This is a genomic window from Candidatus Eisenbacteria bacterium (assembly GCA_018831195.1).
Taxonomy (GTDB): Bacteria; Eisenbacteria; RBG-16-71-46; order CAIMUX01; family JAHJDP01; genus JAHJDP01.
This window is the reverse complement of sequence record JAHJDP010000002.1, coordinates 24,407-44,840: the sequence shown is the minus strand read 5'-3', so window position 1 is coordinate 44,840 and position 20,434 is coordinate 24,407. Positions and strand designations below refer to the sequence as shown.

The 20,434-nt window shown below is 57.5% G+C and carries 15 protein-coding genes; all 15 read left to right on the top strand.

The genetic code is table 11. The features are described 5' to 3' along the window. Positions 1 to 4 precede the first annotated feature (4 nt). The 15 genes from KJ970_00220 to KJ970_00150 all read left to right on the top strand — a co-directional run bounded on the left by KJ970_00220 (position 5) and on the right by KJ970_00150 (position 20,376). Complete coding sequence (locus tag KJ970_00220; GenBank protein MBU2689324.1) at positions 5 to 1,807, top strand: FAD-dependent oxidoreductase; 1,803 nt, start codon at positions 5 to 7, stop codon at positions 1,805 to 1,807. Next, a complete protein-coding gene (locus KJ970_00215; GenBank protein ID MBU2689323.1) occupies positions 1,807 to 2,988 on the top strand; it encodes an SDR family oxidoreductase in 1,182 nt (393 codons plus the stop codon). Before KJ970_00220 ends, KJ970_00215 begins: the two co-directional genes overlap by 1 nt. 72 nt (positions 2,989 to 3,060) lie before the next feature. After that, complete coding sequence (locus tag KJ970_00210) at positions 3,061 to 3,729, top strand: NAD(P)H-dependent oxidoreductase (protein ID MBU2689322.1); 669 nt, start codon at positions 3,061 to 3,063, stop codon at positions 3,727 to 3,729. A 112-nt stretch (positions 3,730 to 3,841) separates the two neighbouring features. Continuing rightward, positions 3,842 to 4,354: a lipocalin family protein gene (locus KJ970_00205; GenBank protein MBU2689321.1), complete on the top strand. Its 513-nt coding sequence runs from the start codon at positions 3,842 to 3,844 to the stop codon at positions 4,352 to 4,354. An 84-nt stretch (positions 4,355 to 4,438) separates the two neighbouring features. Next, on the top strand, positions 4,439 to 5,341 hold the full coding sequence (locus tag KJ970_00200) for a class I SAM-dependent methyltransferase (protein MBU2689320.1): 903 nt from the start codon (positions 4,439 to 4,441) through the stop codon (positions 5,339 to 5,341). A 54-nt stretch (positions 5,342 to 5,395) separates the two neighbouring features. Continuing rightward, positions 5,396 to 7,501: a radical SAM protein gene (locus tag KJ970_00195; protein ID MBU2689319.1), complete on the top strand. Its 2,106-nt coding sequence runs from the start codon at positions 5,396 to 5,398 to the stop codon at positions 7,499 to 7,501. Between the two features lie 192 nt (positions 7,502 to 7,693). Next, positions 7,694 to 9,058, top strand: coding sequence for a cytochrome ubiquinol oxidase subunit I (locus KJ970_00190; protein MBU2689318.1), 1,365 nt, complete (start codon positions 7,694 to 7,696; stop codon positions 9,056 to 9,058). Between the two features lie 12 nt (positions 9,059 to 9,070). After that, positions 9,071 to 10,114: a cytochrome d ubiquinol oxidase subunit II gene (gene cydB / locus KJ970_00185; protein ID MBU2689317.1), complete on the top strand. Its 1,044-nt coding sequence runs from the start codon at positions 9,071 to 9,073 to the stop codon at positions 10,112 to 10,114. Positions 10,115 to 10,117: 3 nt separating this feature from the next. Then, a complete protein-coding gene (locus tag KJ970_00180; protein ID MBU2689316.1) occupies positions 10,118 to 12,952 on the top strand; it encodes a CHAT domain-containing protein in 2,835 nt (944 codons plus the stop codon). Positions 12,953 to 12,997: 45 nt separating this feature from the next. Continuing rightward, on the top strand, positions 12,998 to 13,630 hold the full coding sequence (locus KJ970_00175; GenBank protein MBU2689315.1) for a sigma-70 family RNA polymerase sigma factor: 633 nt from the start codon (positions 12,998 to 13,000) through the stop codon (positions 13,628 to 13,630). After that, positions 13,627 to 14,340 (top strand): hypothetical protein, encoded by a 714-nt coding sequence (locus KJ970_00170; protein MBU2689314.1) that lies wholly within the window; start codon positions 13,627 to 13,629, stop codon positions 14,338 to 14,340. The genes KJ970_00175 and KJ970_00170 overlap by 4 nt, the downstream gene beginning before the upstream one ends. Positions 14,341 to 14,547: 207 nt before the next feature. Continuing rightward, positions 14,548 to 15,132, top strand: a complete 585-nt coding sequence (locus tag KJ970_00165) for a T9SS type A sorting domain-containing protein (protein MBU2689313.1) — start codon at positions 14,548 to 14,550, stop codon at positions 15,130 to 15,132. 83 nt (positions 15,133 to 15,215) lie between these two features. Next, positions 15,216 to 16,307, top strand: a complete 1,092-nt coding sequence (locus tag KJ970_00160) for a formylglycine-generating enzyme family protein (GenBank protein ID MBU2689312.1) — start codon at positions 15,216 to 15,218, stop codon at positions 16,305 to 16,307. Positions 16,308 to 16,334: 27 nt separating this feature from the next. Continuing rightward, complete coding sequence (locus KJ970_00155; protein MBU2689311.1) at positions 16,335 to 19,442, top strand: right-handed parallel beta-helix repeat-containing protein; 3,108 nt, start codon at positions 16,335 to 16,337, stop codon at positions 19,440 to 19,442. A 166-nt stretch (positions 19,443 to 19,608) separates the two neighbouring features. Further along, positions 19,609 to 20,376, top strand: a complete 768-nt coding sequence (locus tag KJ970_00150) for a nucleoside phosphorylase (protein MBU2689310.1) — start codon at positions 19,609 to 19,611, stop codon at positions 20,374 to 20,376. Positions 20,377 to 20,434: the final 58 nt, after the last annotated feature.

The following is a 20,434-nucleotide window of genomic DNA, read 5'->3' as shown; positions in this document are numbered from 1 at the left end:
TGCCATGTGCAAGATAGATTTCTTGGGCGCGGGATTGTGCAAATCGGGAGCAGAGAAACATTATGTTTCCTTCTATCCTCAGGGAAGGATGGATCTCTATGCAGCCCTGGCGGAGAACAGGATCCCGGTTACTGAAAAGTGTGTAGAGATTGCCGAGAGCTGTGACCTTTGCGGACTCTGCGACTACCAATGCTATTTTGTAACAGAGATGAAGCCATCCATTGTCATGCAGGCCCTCAAGGAGCATGTAAGCCATCACCTGAATAACGGCGGCGCGGTGGTGACTGAAGAGAAGAACGGGATCCTTGATGGCCTGAAGGAAATCGTTGGTGACGCCTGGGCAACAAGTGATCGCGCGGTGGCGCTTACCTATGCTCATGACCCCTGCCCCGTCGCTGAGCCCCGCATGCCGGAATATATTATTATGCCGGGTTCGACCGTTGAAATTTCGGCCGTGGTTAAACTGCTGATGAAGCGCAATGTGCCTTACGCCGTGAGAGGGAACGGGTCGAGCGTCATGGGTTTTGTCATGAGCGAGGGCGCCGTTATCGACCTCGGCAGAATGAAGACAATCGACTTTGACGAGAAGAACTGGCTGGTTAAGGTCGGCCCGGGTGTTTCCGCTTTCGATCTTCAGAAAGCGGCGGTGAAGCGCGGCTTCAGGGTCAATGCCGCAGAGCCGGCGGCATTGGTTTGCGCCAACATCATGTGTTCAGGAATATTCTCTACATTTTCAGCGAGCTACGGCACGGCGGCTGACAATTACATTGATGCTGAATTCGTCGGACACGACGGCGGCGTGTTCAGGCTGAGCGATACATCCGCCCCGAACCTCTTTGCATTCAAGAAGGAGGATTCAGTCATACCGGGGATATGCACAGCCGCATATATCAGGCTTCACCCCGTCACTTCCGACGAAGGCGCCGCGCTTGTTCCCTTTGAGTCCCTTGAGCGGGCGCTTCATTTTGCAAAAGAGTGCGCCATGCGGCGTATAGGCCTGGCCATCGGCGTGCTGGGCGGAGAGTATATATCGGCTTTTCTCTCGCCCACGAAAAAGCTTGCGGTGGAAGTGAGAAATGCATTCAAAGATAAACTGAAAATTGAATACGTAGTTCTCGTGATCGGGGATAAATACGCGCTTCATTCGATAAAAGCGATGGGATACAAATACTTTGACAACCGCCTGATCAGAACCCTGAACCTGGGGCTCCCCTCACTCGCCTCGGCTCAATGGCTGGATCTCATAGATGAGCTTTCCGGCGAAGAGCGGTTTTCATACCTGGGACTTAGGCATTTTCATGACCTTGCTGAAGCGGCGCTGGCGCCATCACCCGCACAACTTGTGCGCGATGTTGACCCTGAGCTTCGTCCTTTCTATGAGAAACTCTATTCAAGGCCCGAGATGACCGACCCCGTATGGCTTAGCATGTTCAGAATTATCAGTTCGCGCATGGGGCGCGAGAAACATGTCCTGGCAATGGTTGTATATCTCCCCATAGACAATAAACTCATTGCGGAGATTGACAGGGAGTTCAGGCGCATCGCCCGCGGCCACGGGCTGAAGAACGACTTTGGTTTCATCACTCCTCTGGATGACGGCAAACGCTGTGTGTTTGAGTATGACTACTACCTCGACCATAACGATCCGGTTGAGCGCATGAAAACGCAGCAGGCCATGATGGAAGCCGGAGTGATGATAGAAAGATATTCCGCCGAAACAGGGACCGTGACCTGGATAAGGGATGTATTCCGCCAGGGATTCAGCCGGAAGGAGAGTTTTCTCTATTCCACCGTTGGCGCTGATTGATGACCGCAATAGAAACGGGGGAGGAAGCGAGGTATCTGCTCACAGGCGCCACCGGCTTTTTGGGGAGCCACATCATGGCGGGGCTTCTATCGAAGGGCAAAAGTGTTGTCATCGCGGGGCGGCCCGCGGATGGTGAACCGCTGAAGGAGAGAATCAGGAAACTGCTGAATTGGTTCGGCATGCAGCACCCGCGGGGATTGCTCGAAACATATGAAATTGATTTTCTGGAATCGAGGCTGGGCCTGGGCGAGAATGAGTATGAGCGTCTATGCGGCTTACACTTAAACATGATTCACTGCGCCTCGGATACCAGCTTTTCCGAGAAGAATCGTGATAGTGTGATGAAATCCAATGTGGAGAGCCTCAATGAGATCATGAAATTTGCGATAGAGAGCAGGGCGCGCAGCTTTCATTTTATCAGCACGGCTTATGCGGCGGGGACCGGCAGTATAAAGTGCCCGGAAGCGGTGGTGAAATCAGGCCGTTTCACCAATGTTTATGAAGAGAGCAAAGCGCATGCCGAGCATATAGTATCCGAAAAGTGCCGGGAGGGCGGGATTCCATATACAATAATGCGCCCCTCTATTGTATATGGTGATTCAGTTACGGGAAGGGCCCTCAAATTCAAGGCGCTCTATTATCCGATCAGGTCTTTGCAGCAAATCAGGGATATTTATCTCGATGATATAAAATTCAACCACGGAATGAAATCGACGGAATTCGGCATTTATATGAACGATGAAGGCGGGCTGCATCTTCCTATCAGGATATTCATTCCGAATGAGGGCAAAATTAACCTGATTCCCGTGGATTATTTTGCAGAGACAGTTCTCACGATAATTGAGACGCCTGTTAATGAAACAATCTATCACATCACAAGCAATTCTCCGGAAAGCATGTTTAGATTGGCTGCATATGCCGAACGCTTTCTCAATATAACCGGGATCGAGATTGTTATCGGCGCGCCGGGCGAGAACGAGATGAGAAATCCGCCCGAGGAGCTCTTTGACCATTTTATTAAGGCCTACCGGCCATATATTTCTGATAAAAGGATATTCGCGAGAGATAATACCGATAGAGCAACCGGCGGCGCCCTCCCGCCGGATTTCAATTATGAGATTTTCAAGAGGTGCATGGACTTTGCTGTTTCCGCCGGCTGGGGGAAAGGACTCTTTTGTTGAATGGGCTCTTCGAAGAGATAAGGGAAATCGCCGCGGCCGGCTGCAAAAGTGGGGGGCAAAAGGAGAATCGCTATGAAAGCCTTTATTGTCTATTGGCATCCGGAACCCCGAAGTTTTAACCATGCAATGTTTCATGCGGCTTGTGAGGCGCTGAAAGGCGCCGGGAACGAGGTGCGGACGTCGGACCTGCACGATATGCGTTTTGATCCGGTCTCCGGGCGGGAAAACTTCAAAACCATCAAGGATCCAGATTATCTGAAGCTGCAATTCGAAGAATTGCATGCCGCTGAAGCGAACGGCTTTTCAGCGGAGATTGATTCTGAAATTAAAAAGATCGAGTGGTGCGATCTCATGATCTGGCAATTTCCCTTCTGGTGGTTTGGGTTGCCGGCGGCTCTCAAAGGGTGGGTTGATCGGGTGTTTGCCATGGGGCGCTTGTACGGCGGCGGTCAAATTTACGAGACCGGGACCTGTCGTGGCAAGCGGGCGCTCTTGTCACTGACAACGGGCGGCCCCGAAAAGGCCTATCTTAAGGATGGCTTTAACGGCGATATCGGCGGGATCCTGCGCCCGATTCAGCGGGGCATATTGCAGTTTGTCGGATTTGATGTGCTGGCGCCGCAGATTGTCTACGGCCCCGCCCGCATGACCGACGATGAAAGAGCGCGCCAATTGGCCGGGTACGCCTCCCGCCTGAAGCACATCGGCGAGGAATCCCCCATGGATGTCGGCGGATATTAAGGCGGGCGGATAATAAGGGTGGTTCATGAAGTATCGATATTACAAAAGCCCTTTGCTCTTGGTTGGATTGATTCTTGTTTTTTCCGTGATAATTCCAACATCGAGGTTATTAATGGCAAGCAACGAAACAGAGCAACCGATACCCGTAGAACGTGTGGAGCTTAAGAAGTACACGGGTCTCTGGTACGAGATTGCCAAAATACCGAATCGATTTCAGAAAAAGTGCGCCGGCAACACCTCCGCTTTCTATTCCTTGAGAAAGGATGGGCGGATTGATGTCGTGAATCGCTGTATCGGCAGGGACAATGAACAATCTGAAGCCAAGGGCGTCGCCAAGGTCGTGGATAAGAAATCCAACGCCAAACTGAAAGTTAGTTTTGTCAAACTATTCGGCATATCGCTCTTCTGGGGCGACTATTGGATAATCGGTCTTGATAAAGATTATACATACGCTGTGGTTGGGACGCCTGATCGGAAATATGGTTGGATTTTAAGCAGAACCAGGACGCTCTCTGAAGAACAGCTGGATCGAATATTTTCATTGCTTCGCAAACAAGGGTACAATCCTGATGATTTTGAAATGACGAAGCACTCTCCGCTATCAAACAAGGCGCTCGCGCCGTAAAAAGAACCGGATATGAAGACAATTCTGTCTATCGGAGATTTTGTTGACATCTATCACAAGATGCTTCTTAGGGGGCCGGGATATGTGTTCAGCAGGCTGGCCGTTTCAAATTTATCCAGAGTAAGAAATACCTGGGAACAAAGCGCCAGTCCTCCTGTGCATTGGTGGGCCATTCCCAGAGTGCGAGAAAGGTGGAATAGTCTGATTACCGGCGAATCCAATGTGGAATTTCCGGCATACGTCGTTAACAAATATCTGAAACAAAAGAAAAATCTGCGGATGATTTCCCCCGGCTGTGGCTATGGCGCTTTGGAGTTCAGGTTTGCGAAACACGATCAGTTTTCACGGGTTGAGGGGTTTGATTTATCGTCAAGGCGGATCAAAGGCGCCAACGCAGAGGCCGAAAAATCAAATTGCGGCAACCTGTTCTATTTTGTAGGCGACATATACAAATATGATTTTGGGGACAATCGGTATGATGTCATATTTCTTCATTCAATCCTCCATCATGTCAGGAATCTAAGGAGTCTATTTGAGAAACTGCGCAATTCATTGAAATCCGACGGAATATTAATTATTGATGAGTATGTTGGGCCCAAGCGGTTTCAATGGACGGATGAACAGCTGTCCCTTTCCAATTATTACTTAAATAAAATTCCGGCTTCCTACAGGCGGCGATGGAAATCCAAACGCGAGAAAAAGAAAATCTACCGGCCGGGGTATTTGCGCATGATTTTATCTGATCCTTCTGAGGCGGTTGCATCAGAAGAAATTATGCCGGAATTAAGAATGACATTCAAAAAGCTCGAAGAAAGGCCCTATGGCGGAAACCTGCTGCAATTGATTTTTAAGGATATTTCACACAATTTTGTGGAGGACACGGCCGAAGTTAGAGAATGGCTAAATGTCCTGTTTTCAGCCGAAGATGACTTTGTAAAGCAGAGCCGGAAGAGTGATTATGTTTTCGGAGTCTATGGCAAGCCATGACACCGGGCTTGTCGGGCGGGGGTGCCAAAGAATTTCGAAGCCCAGGGGAGGCGGATGATGAAAGCCATTCTGATCGGCCCCAACCTCGAAGAGAATTTGTCGATCTCCTATCTGTGCAGCGCGATTGAGCGTTCGGGACATGAGTGTTTGCTCATTCCGTTTAATCATGACCGGGAGATTCCGAAGGTGGCTGGGAAACTCCTCCGGTGCGGCCCAGCGCTTATTGGTCTCTCGCTGGTGGCCCAGCGCCGGTACTCCGATTTCCAAAAACTTGTCGCGGAAATACGACGGAGGGGTTTCAGTGGACACATCACCGCCGGGGGCCACTTTGCAGCCCTTCGGGCGCAGGAAGTTCTCAGAGATACTCCCGAAATCGACTCCATCATTCATCACGATGGGGAGCTCCGGATTGTCAACCTTCTGAACAAACTGGAATTCCACACTCTATCGTCCGGATCAATAGACGAATTGATGGGCGGATCGGTGGAGAGAGCGCCTGATGGCCCGGTTGATGAATCAACCACGGGACCTTTGGATGGCGTATCGTGGCGTGGTTCCGACGGCACCATCCGGCATCTGCCCGCAACCAAGGTCGCTTCTTTGGATTCATTACCGTTTCCAGCCCGCCGCCGTCCGGATAAAGCCCTTGGGTATGCCCGAGCCCCGATTGTTTCGAGCCGTGGGTGTTCAGGTTCTTGTTCGTTCTGCTCCATCCACGCTTGGCACAAACAAGTCCCATCAGACCGGCTTCGTTTCCGGTCCCCGCGAAATGTTGCCGAGGAAATGGTGTTACTCCATCGCGAGCATGGGGTCCGCGTCTTTGTATTTCACGACGACGATTTTATCCATCCGGATCGGCGTAAGGCAAAAAAACGATGCGAGGAGATACTCGAGCAGGCTGAGCGCGGGATAGGACAGCCGCTGGCTTTCGTCATCAAGTGCCGCCCGGATGATGTTGAAGAAGAACTCTTTCGCTATTTACGCAACAAGGGACTTGTCCGCGCCTATGTCGGCATTGAGGCCCACGCCGCCAGTGGGTTGGCCGCTCTGAACCGCCGGGTCTCTCCCCAAGTTAACTTGGAAGCGCTGGACATCCTGCGGCGGGTTGGTGTTTATGCCTGCTTTAACCTGCTCATCTTCCATCCTGGGACGACGATCCCGGAGTTGCAGGAGAATCTGATGTTTCTCCGCCGGCAGCTTCGCTGTCCGTTTGACATTGCGCGCACGGAACTTTATGCTCGTTCGACCTTGGAAGACAGGATGATTCAGGAGGGACGGGCGATCGGAGACTATCGCGGATTTGACTATCGCATTCTGGATGACAAGGTCGAGACGGCCTTTCAATTATTCAATAGCGTTCTTTGGGATCGTCACTTCGGTGGTTCCTCCATACTCCAGCGCGTTCAGGATCTAGGATTTCGCCACAGTCTTCTGTCGCGGTTTCACCCCGAGATGACATCACCAGATCTCAAGGGCCGGATCAGGTCACTGATCGAGAGTGTCAATTCCGCCACCGTCGAAAATATGCAGCGCATCACCGATCTGGCTATCGCCGGGCGCCGTATTGATCAAGAGGCGATGGGGGCTTTGCGGCAAGCCGTTAACGCCAGAACCCGGCTTGATACGGTTCGGTGGGCATCGCTTTCTTTGGAGCTTGAGGGTCGCGCCCTCCTTGCCAGGTCCAAGCTCTCTCGACTGCCCTCTGTCAATCGGGTTCCCAGACTTCTGGGCCGTATCGCCGCCGCCGTCCCGGCTCTGGGGCTCTTCCTCGTGCCGCTAGCTTGCTCCCAATCGTCAAACTCAACCGTCTGCGATCCTCCACCCCCACCCGCACGGTCGTTTGCCAACGACATTGAACCCAAGCTGGACCAGAGCTGCGCCCTCGCCGGATGCCATTCCGCCGAGAGCGCTGCCGCCGACCTGAACCTCAGCGCGGGATCGAGCTATGGGAATATCGTTGGCGTACCAAGCACGCAAGTTCCCGGTCTCAACAGAGTCGAACCGGGGCGTTCAGACAGCAGCTATATTGTTAACAAACTATTGGGAACACAAGCATCGGCCGGAGGATCCGGGGAACGTATGCCCAAGGGCGGGCCGCCCGATAACGAGCTTCTCTCCGAGATGGGAGATTGGATTGATGATGGGGCGGAGGAAAACTGAAATCAAAAGGGAGGTCTGTGGCCGATGCGCCGGTATCCCGATTTAAAAACAGACAAAGATAAAGAGCCGGATAGTATCGGCTGCACAATTTTCGTATGACCAGTGGCAATGACAGCGGGGCGACAGCCGGCGCTCTGTTGGGTGGGGCGTTCCACCAATGGAAGGTCATTTACGAAGCCGAAGGAGTAAATTATGAGTGATCCTATGTTCTGGCACCGCCTGCAGTTCGGATTCACACTGACGTTCCACTATATCTTTCCGCAGTTAACTATGGGATTGGCGCTCCTTATCGTCGTGATGAAGAGCATCGCCTTGCGCCGCGGCAGTGAGGCCTGGAACGATGCGGCGCGATTCTGGATCCGCATCTTCGGACTTACCTTCGCCATGGGCGTTGTGACGGGCATTCCGATGGAGTTTCAGTTCGGCACGAACTGGGCGGCCTTCTCGCATAGAGCCGGGGGCGTCATCGGCCAAACATTGGCGATGGAGGGGATTTTCGCCTTCTTCCTCGAATCGAGCTTTCTCGCCGTGCTTGTGTGGGGCGAACGGCGTTTTGGTCCAAGGATTCATTACCTGGCCAGCATCGCGTTGTTTGCCGGCAGTTGGCTCTCGGGATATTTCATCATTGCGACGAACGCCTTTATGCAGCATCCCGTCGGACACAGCATCGGAGCGGACGGCACTTTTCAAATCGCCAGTCTCGCCCAGTTTGTCTTTAATCCCTGGGCGATTTTGCAATTCCTGCACAATCAGACCGCCTCTGTTGTGTCGGGGGCCTTTGTGGTCGCCGCGGTGGGGGCATATTGGACGCTGAAGGGCGAGACGCATGAAACGGCGAAGATATCCTTGCGCACGGGCGTGATCGCGGGGCTCATCGCTTCTATGCTCGTCGCCTTCCCAACCGGCCACGAGCAGGGCCGCGGGGTGGCCAAGTACCAACCGGTGACGCTGGCGGCGATGGAAGGGCGCTTCGAGAGCGGTCCGCATGCGCCGCTCTCAATGATCGGCCAGCCCAACGTCGAGGAGCGCAAGCTCGACAACCCGATCATGCTGCCGTCCGTCCTCTCCTGGATCGCCTATGGTAAATTTTCAGCGAATGTCAACGGTCTCGCCGCCTATCCTGAAAGTGACTGGCCGGATAACATTGAGCTCCTCTATTACTCCTTTCACATTATGGTCGGATTGGGAACGCTGTTTGCCGCGCTCATGGGCTTTGCCACGCTCATGCTTTGGCGCGGCCGTCTGGCTTTGGCCCGGTGGATGCTGTGGATTCTCGCGCTGGCCTTCCCGTTTCCTTTCATTGCCAACACCGCCGGCTGGATGACGGCCGAGGTCGGCCGCCAGCCCTGGCTGATCTACGGTCTAATGCGCACGGCGGAAGGCGGTTCGCCGACCGTCCATTCCGGCGCCACGCTGTTTACGACGCTCGGCTTCGCCGGGCTTTACTTTGTGCTCGGTGTCCTCTTCCTCTCGCTCATCGCAAGGGAAGTCGGGCATGGTCCGAAATTGTCAACCAGCGCCCCTGCACCGGAATCGGCGGCGGCGCACCACGACTAAGGAGATCGAATCATGGAGATGCTCTGGTTCATGCTTGCCGCGGTGATGGTTGCGATCTATGTCGTGATGGACGGATTTGATTTCGGCGCCGGCGCGCTGCATCTCTGGGTCGCAAAAAACGACCGGGAGCGCCGCCAGGTGCTCGCCGCCATCGGTCCGTTCTGGGATGGCAACGAGGTCTGGCTCCTGGCAGGAGGGGGCGTGCTCTTGCTTGCCTTCCCCAAGGTGCTTGCCTCGGGCCTATCGGGCTTTTACCTCGCGATCATGTTGATTCTCTGGGTGCTGATTCTGCGCGGCATCTCGATCGAGTTTCGTTCGCATATTAAAGACGGAATGTGGCACGCCTTCTGGGATGCGACGTTTGCCACGGCGTCGACGCTCGCCCCAGTCCTCTTCGGCGCCGCGCTGGGCAACCTGATCCGAGGCGTACCGTTCCAGGAGGACGGCTGGTTTGCCCTCTCCCTCTTCGAATCATTCTCACCGCGGGGCGAACTCGGTCTCCTCGATTGGTATACCGTGCTCGCCGGGGTGCTGGCGCTTGCGGCCCTGCTGCATCACGGCGCGCTCTTCCTCGCATGGAAGACGGATGGTCTTGTGCGCGAGCGGAGCTTGAAGGCGGCGAGCCGCCTCTTTCCGGCGGTTATCGTTCTCTTGATAGCCGCAACGGCGGCGACCGCCGCGCTTGTTCCGGATCTCTACGCGGCGCTTGCGGCGCGGCCCCTCGCCTGGTTGGCGACGATCCTCTTCGTTGCCGGTCTCGCGGGCGCTTTCTTCGCCCGCCGCGCCGGGCGCGATCTGCTTGCCTTTGTGAGCTCGGGCGGTTTCCTGCTCGGCCACCTCGGCGCGACAGCGGCTTCGATTTATCCGGTCATGATCCGGTCGATCGATACTCCATCGCAATCTCTGACCGCAGGGAACGCCGCGGCCAGCCATGAGTCCCTCCTGGCCGGGCTGCGCTGGTGGCCGGTTGGATTTGTCCTGGCGATATTTTACGTTGTTGTGCTGTTCCGCTTACACCGCGGCCGGGTCCAGGCGACGGATAGCGAAGGTTATTAATCGATGAGGGGTGGGCGACGGCTGCTCATGCTGGTTGGACTCATCGGCCTGTTTTTCCCGGCCGTTTTGGCCCTACCCCTGACAGCGCCTGAACGCGCCGCGGTTTTGGCCCGCGTCGACTCGTTGCGCCTTGTCACCACTTCGGATGCGGTCATGGCGGCCATCGATCCTCTGATCGCATCGGCGCGGGCGGAATCCGACTCCCTGCTTCTGCTTCAACTGTTATGGCGGGAGGGAGGAATCTGCGCCGGAAAGGGGCGGGCCCGCCGCGGGGAAGAACTTCTGCGCGAGGCCTTGACCCTATCCGAGGCGGCGGCCGACACGCCCTCCACCTGTTATATCCTGCGCTGGCTCGGCGTCGCCGTCGCTTCACAGGGGCGTGGTAATGAAGCGCGCGAACTCGCGGAGCGCTTGCTGGCCCTTTCCATCGCCGCCGGTGATGAGTTTTATCAAGGTATGGCGCGCGTCGGCCTGGGATGGCAGGACTTGGACAAAGGGCGGACACAGGAGGCCGTCTCGGAATTCCGGTCGGCGTCGGAACTCTTTGTACAATTAGGGAACCCCGGCAGCCGCGCTTTGGCGCTCAACGGCCTCGCTGTCGCGCTCACGCGATTGGGATCCTACGAAGAGGCGATGACAATCGGCCGGCAGGCGGCCGCGTTCGCCGAGAAGATTGAACAAGAGGGCGAACAAAGCTACATGCTGAACGCCATCCTTAACAATTTGGCCACGCTGGAGTTTTCGCGGGGGGATCCGGGCGCGGCCGAGACGCACTTCCGCCAGGCCCAAGCGCTGCACCGCCGCAGCGGCAACAACCGCGCGGCGATCACGCCGGCCCTCAATCTGGCCATCTGTCAAACCCAACTCGGTCGCTATGAAGAGGCCTTCAACGGTCTTGAGGTGCTTGTACAAGAGTGCCGGGAGCAGGGATTTTCAGATCTCTCGGGTAAAGTGACCAACCAGATGGCCTTGGTGCGTCATCTGCAGGGCCGGCAGCGCGACGCCGCGGAACTCTACCGGCGTTCTCTGGCGCTGGAAGAGGCTCTGCCGGCCAAGAACAGCGTCGACGCCCGGATCGGCCTGGCCCGGTCTCTCGCGGCGATGGACAGCAGCGCGGCGGCCCTGGCTGTTTTGGAAGAGGGCGCCCGGCGGGTGGAAGGGGCCTCTAATATACAACTGAGTCTCGGCTTGCACAGCCACATGGGTGCCATATTGTACAAGCTTGGCCGATACGACGAGGCCTTGGACTGTCTGCTGGCGGTCAACCGGGAAGAGGAGCGCCTGGGTTTGCGACGTTTCCGGGTCGGCGCATTGGCCAGATCCGCGCTGATCTATCGTGTTCTGGGCCTCCCCGACAGCGCTTGGGCGCTTGTACAAGCAGCGCAAGGCCTCTGGGAAGCGGATCGCGCGGTGCCGCTCAACCCGGAGTGGCGCGAGCAACGCGGTTCCTATGGCGCCATGCTCTCCAACCAGACCGCCGCCCTGCTGCTGGAATATCCGGCCGATACCCCGGCGGCGCAGCGCATCCGCGGCGCCTTTGATGCGCTGCAAGGGTTCAAGACGCGGACGCTGCTGGAGCGGATGCTGGGGCCGGGAGAGGCCCTGGCGGAAACCTACCAAAACGAAGCGGCGCCGCTCGCGACGGTGGAGCGGCTGCAGCATGAAACCCTGCGGCCCGGAGAGCTGCTCCTCGACGCCTTCCTCGGTCCGGAGGGGTCGTATCTCTTCGCCGTGACCCGTACCGAGTGCCGGGTTGTACAACTTCCGCCCGAAACGGAGTTGGAAGAGAAACTCCGGCGTTACTACGAAATGGTCAGCGCGCCGCCGCGCTCGGGGGTCCCGGCCGATAGGGAACTTCTCGAGGATATCGGCGCCCGCCTCGGCGCGCAGATCCTATGCGGCATTGAGGATCTCGTCAGCGGCAGCTCGCGCATCCTCTTCGCCCCCGACGCCGCCCTGAACCTCCTTCCGCTCTGGGCCTTGCCGCCGCTTATCTCCTCACCGCGGATCGCGGCGGGAAAGGCGTTCGTGCGGATCCCATCGGCGACCTTTCTCACGCGGCAGCGCGGACACCCATCCGCCGAAGAAGCCCCGCAAGAAACCCCGCAGACGGTGACGCTCCTGGCGATTGCGGCCGCGAGAACGGCCCAAGGTGAAGCGCTTCCCGGCGGCGTGCAAGAGGTGCGGCAGCTGGCGCGCCGCTACCGCCATGTTAAAGCGCTCGTTCTGCCCGGCGACACCCCTGCGGTCTCCCTGGCCGATCTCATCGCCCACGATGAGGTGCTGCATCTGGCGGCGCATGCCTGGGTGGATGATCAGTATCCATGGCGATCCACGATTCAGTTTTATCCCGAAGAAGGAGCGGAGAATCTGCACGCCGATCAGATTGCAAATCTGGAACTGCCGGCGCGGCTGGCGGTTCTCTCCAGCTGTCAAACCGCCGGCGGGCGGATCCTCTCCCTTGAAGGGGTGCAGGGGTTGTCGAGCGCCTTCCTCAGCGCGGGCGTTCCCGCCGTGATCGCTTCGCTGTGGCCGGTGGGGGATCGCGCCACCGCCCGGCTCATGCAACATCTCTATGCGCATCTGGCGGATGGGGAAACGGTGGCCGCCGCGCTGCAGCAGGCCCAATCCGCCATGCGCCGGGATCGGCGCTGGAGCGCTCCGTTTTTCTGGGCCGGCTTCACCGTGGTGGGGGACGGCGACGTGCGCGCGAAGCTGGAACGGCGTTCTAACGTGTTATTTTACTTTCTATTAGGCGTTTCGCTCTTGATGATAGCGGCCGCATCCCTCATTATTATAGGGATACGGCGCCGATCGCGCCGCCACCCCCCAGGTTGATCTCAAATGAGGATCGCCTGTGATTCCACCCTGGCAGGATTGTCTATGCCGATAGAGAGAACCGATACGCCGAGCGATGAGGCGCTGGTCCAGATCGCCCGCGAGGATCCGGAGTCGGTCCGGTCCCGCCAGGCGGCCTCGGAACTCCTGGGGCGCTACGCCGAACGTGTCTACATCTGGTGCTTCCGCTTCGTGCATGAACATGAACGGGCGTTGGATCTCTCCCAAGATGTCTTGATGAGCGCCTATACCCATCTGGAAAGTTTCGGCGGACAAGGACGGTTCTTTTCGTGGATCTTTGCCATTACGCGCAACCGTTGTATCAATGCGGTGCAAAGCCCGTCCCTCCTCCGCGATGAGGAGGTTGAGCTGGAGGATTTACCGGCGCCGCATGCCGGTCCCGAGCAGCTCCGCGAAGAGCAAGCCGATGAGCTGGTTTTGCTGGATCTTGTCCGGGAGCGATTGGATCCGCTCGAACAACGGGCCATCCGTCTGCGCTGCACCGAGCGCATGCCGGTGGATGAGATCACGGTGATCTTGCGGATTGAAGAGGTGTCGGGCGCGCGCGGGGTGCTCCAGCGCGCCCGCCGCAAGCTCCGTGCGGCCTTGGCCGATCGCAGAAACCGCAACGGCCGGCCGGAGGGCCGCGGCACCATGGAGGGAGACAGAGAGTCATGAGCCGGGACTGCTATCGCATTGAGGAGTTGGGAGAGATCGCGGATCTGCCCGATGACGATCCGCGGCGAGCGCATCTGGCCGGATGCGCGCATTGCCAGGCCCTGTTGGCCTCTGTCCTGGCCTTTAAGAATCCGAGCGTTGTGCCCAAGGGGGCGCAGCCGCAGGTTGCGGCCGCAAAGCTCCAACAAATTTTGGATCAGAAACTTGGGTTGGGAGATCTTCCGGCGGGTGGTGAGGGCGAACTCCCGCGCCGGAGGAGCGCGCCCGGACCGTTCCATCTCTTTCTAAGCCGGCTATGGCGGCCCGGTTTCAGACCGGCCTGGGGTCTGGCGGCGATCTGTGTCGTGGCCGTCGGTTTTCTAATGATCTATCACCACCTGGGCGAGATCTCCGGTCCCATCGTGACCCGCGAAGCGGCGACGGACAGGGTGGCGGCCTTGAGCCTTCATCCGCCGCGGGCGCTTTCTGAAGATCAATTTCTTCTGAGCTGGGAGCCTGTGGAGGGGGCCGACGGATATGAGGTTCTTCTTCTGGACGCTGATCTTAATGTGCAACTTCGCCTGCCGGTGGGAAGCGATCCGGCCGCGAGCGTGGAGGGCGCCCGGTTGAGCGAGACCTTTGGCCGTGAGCCGATCCTCTGGCAGGTCAGAGCCCTGCAGCGCGGAGAGGAACTTCAGCACTCAACGCCGGAGCGGCTGCGGATTCCCTAGGAAGCGCCCCCTTCGGCATCAGCGCGGTCCCTTACCGCCGCCAGCTCTAATTCCGCCTAAATATTTTCCAATTTCTGTGATTCCGCTCACCCGTCCCTGTCTATTCAAACGACAGGGAGCGGGGTATTGAAACGGCGGGTCTTTTGGCGCCCATCCGGCCTTTCTCCCCATCTGAAGGAATCCCAACCTTTTGTACAGGAGGTGCTCATGCAACGACAAAAACAAGGGCGAGGTACAGGCATCGCTTTGGCCGCCTTCCACCTTCTCGCCATACTGCTGCTTCTCACGGGAGCCCGGGCGGATGAACCGATGCTCGCCGTTTATCTGAACGGAGGAGAGGGGGCGACCTACAACCTGAGCGACATCGACTGGGCCGGCTTTGAAGGTGAGGAGACCTTCGCCGTCGTGACCGGCGACATTTGGAACTACTACGATCTCGCGTTGATCGAGCGGATCGAATTTCTTTGGGACGCCTCAAATGTAGAAGATCCCATGAATGCCGCGGCGCTGGTCGATGTGATTCACCTTTTCCAAAACCAACCGAACCCCTTCTCGCCCGACACGCGCATCAGCTATGAGCTGCCGCGGGCCGGGGAGGTGGAATTGGGGATCTACAGCGTGAGCGGGCGGCTGATCCGCGCTCTTGTGAGCGAAACAAGCAAGGCCGGCCGCTACACCGTGGCTTGGGACGGATTGGATGGCGCCGGGCGGGCGGTCCCCAGCGGCGTCTACTTTTACAATTTGAGAGCGCCCGGGATCGAAGAGAGCCGGCGGATGATCCTGCTGCCGTGAGATTACTTCTTCTGAAGAGTGCAGGCAGGAATGCGCGATATTGGATTCAACAGATTCACAGGCAGCGGGAGGAGGATGGAGTAATGAGACGACGGATGATGGTTATACAATTGATGGCTCTGCTGGGCTTGGTATTGGTCCTTGCGATTTCAACGGTCAACGGCGAGTGGAAGATGCAGGTCCACACCTATACAGGGATCGATGAATACGCGGTATCGGATGTCGACAGCGTGACCTTTTACGATGATATGGTCGTTCCGCCGGGGATGGTCATGGTGCCGGCCGGGGTCTTCTGGATGGGTGATGGGAATATGGAATCCCAGTGCGGTATTGACGAACGAGAGGTGACCCTGACGCATGACTTTTACCTTGGGCAGCATGAGGTGACAAACCAGGAGTACATGGAGGCGCTGCAATGGGCGTATGACAACGGGTATGTCACGGTGAACCTCTCACACGAGGTGCGGGACGACCTGGACGGAAGCACGGTGGAACTGCTGGGGATGGGTTGGGATTGGTCGGAAATCCAGTTCGACGGCGAGGGAACGTTTTACCTGCGCGAATCCCCGTCAACGGAAGCCCAAAACGCCTACCCCAACGGATACGATCCCGGTGATCACCCGGTCCTGATGGTGACCTGGTATGGGGCGGCCCGCTATTGCGACTGGTTGAGCCTGCAGGCGGGGTTGCCGCGGGCCTATGAACACACGGGGGACTGGTCATGCAACGGGGGCGATCCGTATGGAGCGCAGGGGTACCGTTTACCGACCGATGCCGAGTGGGAGTATGCGACGCAGATCGAGGGGGATAGGGCTTATCCGTGGGGGGACGATGATCCCGACTGCAGCATCGCCAATTACCGTTGGGGCGCTTATGAAATGTGTATCGGTTGGACAACGCCGGTGGAAACGTATCCAGTGGCCCCGTCATCGTTGGGTCTCTATGACATGGGTGGAAATCTCATGGAGTGGTGCAACGACTGGCACGTATGCGACCTGGGAGACAATCCGGATACCGACCCGATAGGACCGGCGAGTGCACTTTACAAGGTGCTGCATGGCGGCTCCTGGTACTACAACCAGAACCGGATGCGATGCTCTATACGATTCGATTATACCCCCACCAGCAAGACCTATGAGGTCGGTTTCCGGCCGGCGAAGAGTGTCAACCCGTGATCCTGTCTTAATGTATAGGAGGTTGTTATGTACCGCGGACCTATCGTCGCTGCTTGGCTCAGCATCGCTCTCACCCTCTGGCTGATCGCCCCGGCGGCGGCCGTGGTGATCACCGTGCGCCCCGACGGGACGGGAGACTATCCGACCCTTCAAGCAGCGCTGGATGGAGCGGAAAATGAGGATGTCATCCAGCTCCCCGACGGTACGTTCACCGGCGCGGGGAACCGGGACATCACTCTCGGTGATCTCATCATCACCATCGAATCGCAGAGTGGTGATCCGGCCTTCTGCGTGATCGATTGCCAGGGGAGCGCCGGCGCGCCGCATCGCGGTTTTATCTTGGACAGCGCGTCCGACGGTTCCTATATCCGTGGTTTAACAATCAAGAACGGGTATGTAACCGGGACCAACTCCGGGGGCGCGATTGCCGCGACCATGAGTTACACTCATTTCGAGAACTGTATCTTCTGGAACAATCGCGCCGAATATGACGGCGGAGCGGTTTTTATGGATGACTACTCGGCCATGGAATTTTCGGGGTGCCTCTTTGCCGGCAACGAAAATCTCGACCAGAATGACGGCCGCGGCGGGGTCATCTGCGCCGTCAATCTCTCGTGGGTGAGTCTGAACGAATGTCTGTTCAGCGGCAACAGCGGGTATGGCGGCGCCTGCCTCTATCTCCACACGAGCGATACCTGGATGAATCAATGCACGATCAACGGCACCTCGCGTGACGTGTCGGTCCTGGTCGATGTCAGCGGTACCGCCTTTTTGGAGCATACGATCATCTCCTTCGGCGACCACCAGCCGGTCTATTGGCGGACCGGCGGGAACGCCGATATGGAGTGCTGTGACTTTTTCGGCAACGGCGGCGGTGATTGGGTGGGTGGTCTGGCCCCCTATTTGGGTCAATGGGGAAATATCTGCGCCGATCCCCTCTATTGCGGATCGGTTGTGCCCTTCGGCCTGCATGAAAATTCGCCGTGCGCTCCTGAGCAGAGCGCCTGCGGTTTGATAGGGCGCTTTCCGGTCTCCTGCGGGCCGATGGTCTACTCCGTAGAGGCGGGCGGCGGCGGCGATTACGCGACGATCCAGGCGGCGATCGATGCGGCGGTCTGGGGCGGCATTGTAGAACTGGGTGACGGAACTTATACAGGCGACGGGAACCGCGATCTCGATTTTTACGGCAAGCGGCTCACCGTGCGCTCGGCTTCGGACAATCCCAACGCCTGTATTATCGATTGCGAAGGGAGCTATGGCTCCTCGCACCGCGGGTTTCAATTCCAAATGTATGAAGACAGTACCAGCGTCATCCGGGGTGTGACGATATCCAATGGATATACATTATCGGCCGGCGGCGCCATACGCTGCACCGGCGGCGCCAATCCCACGCTGGCCAACTGCATTCTCTCCAATAACCACGCCGATCAGATGGGAGGCGCCATCGCGGGCGATCAGTTCTCAGGCGTCTGGGCCAGCGACTGCCGGCTGGTTGGGAATAGTTCCATGATGGGGGGCGCCCTGTTGTGCCAGAATTGGCCGACAACCTATACAAATTGCACTTTCCAAGGGAACACCGCCATTATGGCGGGCGCCGCGGTTCTCGCCTTCGGGCAGACGACTTTTTTGAACTGCGAATTTTCTTCAAATACATGCGGCGGCGGTTCCGGCGGCGCTGTGTACGTTGAATCGGAGGACGCTTACCCAACCTTCACCGGTTGCGAGTTCCTCTCCAATGTCTGCAGTTATGGGGGGGGACTGCGGGTCGGGCTTGATGCCTCAGCCGCCCTCACCAATTGCGAGTTCCGTGACAATCGCGCCACCGGCGAAGCCGAAAGCGGCGGGGGCGGTTTGTACGGCGATACCGGCGCCGAGATATTACTGACGGACTGCACATTCACGGGGAATGAGGCGACGATGGGCGGGGGGATCTTTATATCGGGGGAATCGACCTACCTGACCCTCGATCGGTGCACCCTGGAGAACAATAGCGCCCTGACCGGGAACGCCCGCGGCGGCGCGATCTATGCAGAGGATGCCGATGCCACTACGTTTATGTGTTTCTTGACCGGCAATGCCGCCGAATATGGCGGCGGCGTCTGCGCCTGGGATCAGTCCTACTTCGATTTCGGCATCACAACCATGTCGCACAACACGGCCGTTTATGGTGGCGCCTGCTATCTTCGGCAGTTTCCGGGAAACTTCAATACCTGCGTGTTTAACGATAATCAAGCCTCGCAAGCCGGTGGAGCCTTCTACTGCAACTATGCCTCTCCCGATATCAGCCAGTGCCTGTTCCAATTCAACACGGCTCCATCCGGCGGAGGCCTCTTTGGAAACAACTGCCATTTGTATATGCTGCGGTGCACATTTGAGGGGAATGATGCCGATGCCGGCGGTGCCATGACCTTTTGGGAATCAATGCCGCTGATCAGCGCATGCACCCTTGTCGGCAACACGGCGACTGCCGGCGGCGGCTTGGCCTGCTATGAATACGCGACCCCGGTTATTGATAACACGATCATCGCCTCGAACTTCAGCGGCGGTGCGATTTACTGCGCCAATAGCATGGCCGTCCCGAGTATGGCCTGCTGTGATCTCTACGGCAACATCGGCGGCGACTGGGTGGGGGCGATCGCCGACTTCCTCGGCATGGATGACAACATCAGCGAGGATCCCCTCTTCTGCGGGCAGCAGAACCCGGAAGAGCCTTATACATTACATCAAACCTCTCCTTGTACTGAATGGAACAATCAGGTGTGCGGGCAGATCGGCGCCTGGCCGGAAGGCTGCAGCGGGAGTTCGACAGTAGAGAATCCGACGGATCAGGAACCCGGCATATTACGGGGCGGGCATCTCCTCAGCCCCGGTCAACCGAGCCCGTTCCGGTCCTCCACGACCCTGACCTATCAGGTACCGGGATCGGGCGGACGGGAGCCGGTCAGCCTAAGCATCTATGATGCCGGCGGACGGCTCGTGCGGCGGCTCGTCGATACCGAGCAATCCGCCGGTATTCACTCGGTTGCTTGGGATGGGCGGAATCTGGCGGGGGCCCGGGTCACTTCCGGCGTCTATTTTTGCCGGCTGGACCTACTCGGACGGAGCGAGACGCGGCCGTTGATCCTGCTCGAGTGATCCTGCTTGCGTGATCGTGTTTGATGGACCGTGATGAAGCGAGCCTGATCGCATACGCCTGTTGTTGTCCCTTTGTGATCGACACGCGACGCTGCAAGAATGATAATGACCTCGCAACGTGGGGGCTTCGGCCCCCGCTTCTACATATTCCAATTTGAGAGGGAAAATGAGCGCCGAGTATCCGATTCTGGAGTTTGACGATAGCCGGGATGCGATCATTGAACCATCCAAGATGTTAAAACCGGTGGACGGAATGCCGGAACATTGTGTTATGCCCATTTACGACCAGGTCATCAAGGCTTTAAAGAAAACGGATCTTCTGACACATATAGACGACATTCGGACCTCCATGGGGCCCATGCCGGTCTATCGCATGACCTATGAAGGCAAGGATGTAGCGGTGGCCCACCCCGGCCTTGGCGCCCCGTTGGCCGCCGCGGTATTTGAGGCGCTCATTGCCTTCGGGTGCCGGAAGTTTATGGCCTGCGGCGCGGCCGGCGTTTTGGATTCCGCCCTCGCCAAGGACACCGTGGTTGTGCCAAGTGGTGCGGTTCGAGATGAGGGCACGTCATACCACTATCTTACACCCGGCCGGGAAATTGCGGTGGAGCCGGAGGTGGTGAAATCACTTCAAACGGTGCTGGAGAGCCGGGGTGTTAAGTATCAGATTGGTAAGACATGGACAACTGACGCCATCTTCCGGGAAACGAAGAAGCGGATCATGAAGCGGAGATCGGAAGGGTGTCTGACCGTTGAGATGGAATGCGCCGCATTCCTGGCCGTCGCAGCCTTCCGGGGGGTCCGATTCGGGCAATTGCTGGCCGCCGGAGATGATGTCAGCGGTAGTGAATGGGATCCCCGGCAGATGAAGGAGCGCAGGTCTTTTCCTGAACAGTTGTTCTGGCTGTCAGTTGAAGCCTGCATGAAATTCTAGAAGACGTATAACGATAAACCAGCAAAAAAGTTTTGGCCCGTTTTCGGCTGCTCAGATT

What these genes read in the sequence shown, in the direction of transcription:
- KJ970_00190 (MBU2689318.1), top strand. Translation starts at nt 7,694, where the DNA reads ATGAGTGATCCTATGTTCTGGCACCGCCTGCAGTTCGGATTCACACTG.
- KJ970_00210 (MBU2689322.1), top strand. Translation starts at nt 3,061, where the DNA reads ATGAAAGCCTTTATTGTCTATTGGCATCCGGAACCCCGAAGTTTTAAC.
- KJ970_00180 (MBU2689316.1), top strand. Translation starts at nt 10,118, where the DNA reads ATGAGGGGTGGGCGACGGCTGCTCATGCTGGTTGGACTCATCGGCCTG.
- KJ970_00170 (MBU2689314.1), top strand. Translation starts at nt 13,627, where the DNA reads ATGAGCCGGGACTGCTATCGCATTGAGGAGTTGGGAGAGATCGCGGAT.
- KJ970_00220 (MBU2689324.1), top strand. Translation starts at nt 5, where the DNA reads ATGTGCAAGATAGATTTCTTGGGCGCGGGATTGTGCAAATCGGGAGCA.
- KJ970_00150 (MBU2689310.1), top strand. Translation starts at nt 19,609, where the DNA reads ATGAGCGCCGAGTATCCGATTCTGGAGTTTGACGATAGCCGGGATGCG.
- KJ970_00165 (MBU2689313.1), top strand. Translation starts at nt 14,548, where the DNA reads ATGCAACGACAAAAACAAGGGCGAGGTACAGGCATCGCTTTGGCCGCC.
- KJ970_00175 (MBU2689315.1), top strand. Translation starts at nt 12,998, where the DNA reads ATGCCGATAGAGAGAACCGATACGCCGAGCGATGAGGCGCTGGTCCAG.
- KJ970_00215 (MBU2689323.1), top strand. Translation starts at nt 1,807, where the DNA reads ATGACCGCAATAGAAACGGGGGAGGAAGCGAGGTATCTGCTCACAGGC.
- cydB (MBU2689317.1), top strand. Translation starts at nt 9,071, where the DNA reads ATGGAGATGCTCTGGTTCATGCTTGCCGCGGTGATGGTTGCGATCTAT.
- KJ970_00205 (MBU2689321.1), top strand. Translation starts at nt 3,842, where the DNA reads ATGGCAAGCAACGAAACAGAGCAACCGATACCCGTAGAACGTGTGGAG.
- KJ970_00195 (MBU2689319.1), top strand. Translation starts at nt 5,396, where the DNA reads ATGATGAAAGCCATTCTGATCGGCCCCAACCTCGAAGAGAATTTGTCG.
- KJ970_00155 (MBU2689311.1), top strand. Translation starts at nt 16,335, where the DNA reads ATGTACCGCGGACCTATCGTCGCTGCTTGGCTCAGCATCGCTCTCACC.
- KJ970_00160 (MBU2689312.1), top strand. Translation starts at nt 15,216, where the DNA reads ATGAGACGACGGATGATGGTTATACAATTGATGGCTCTGCTGGGCTTG.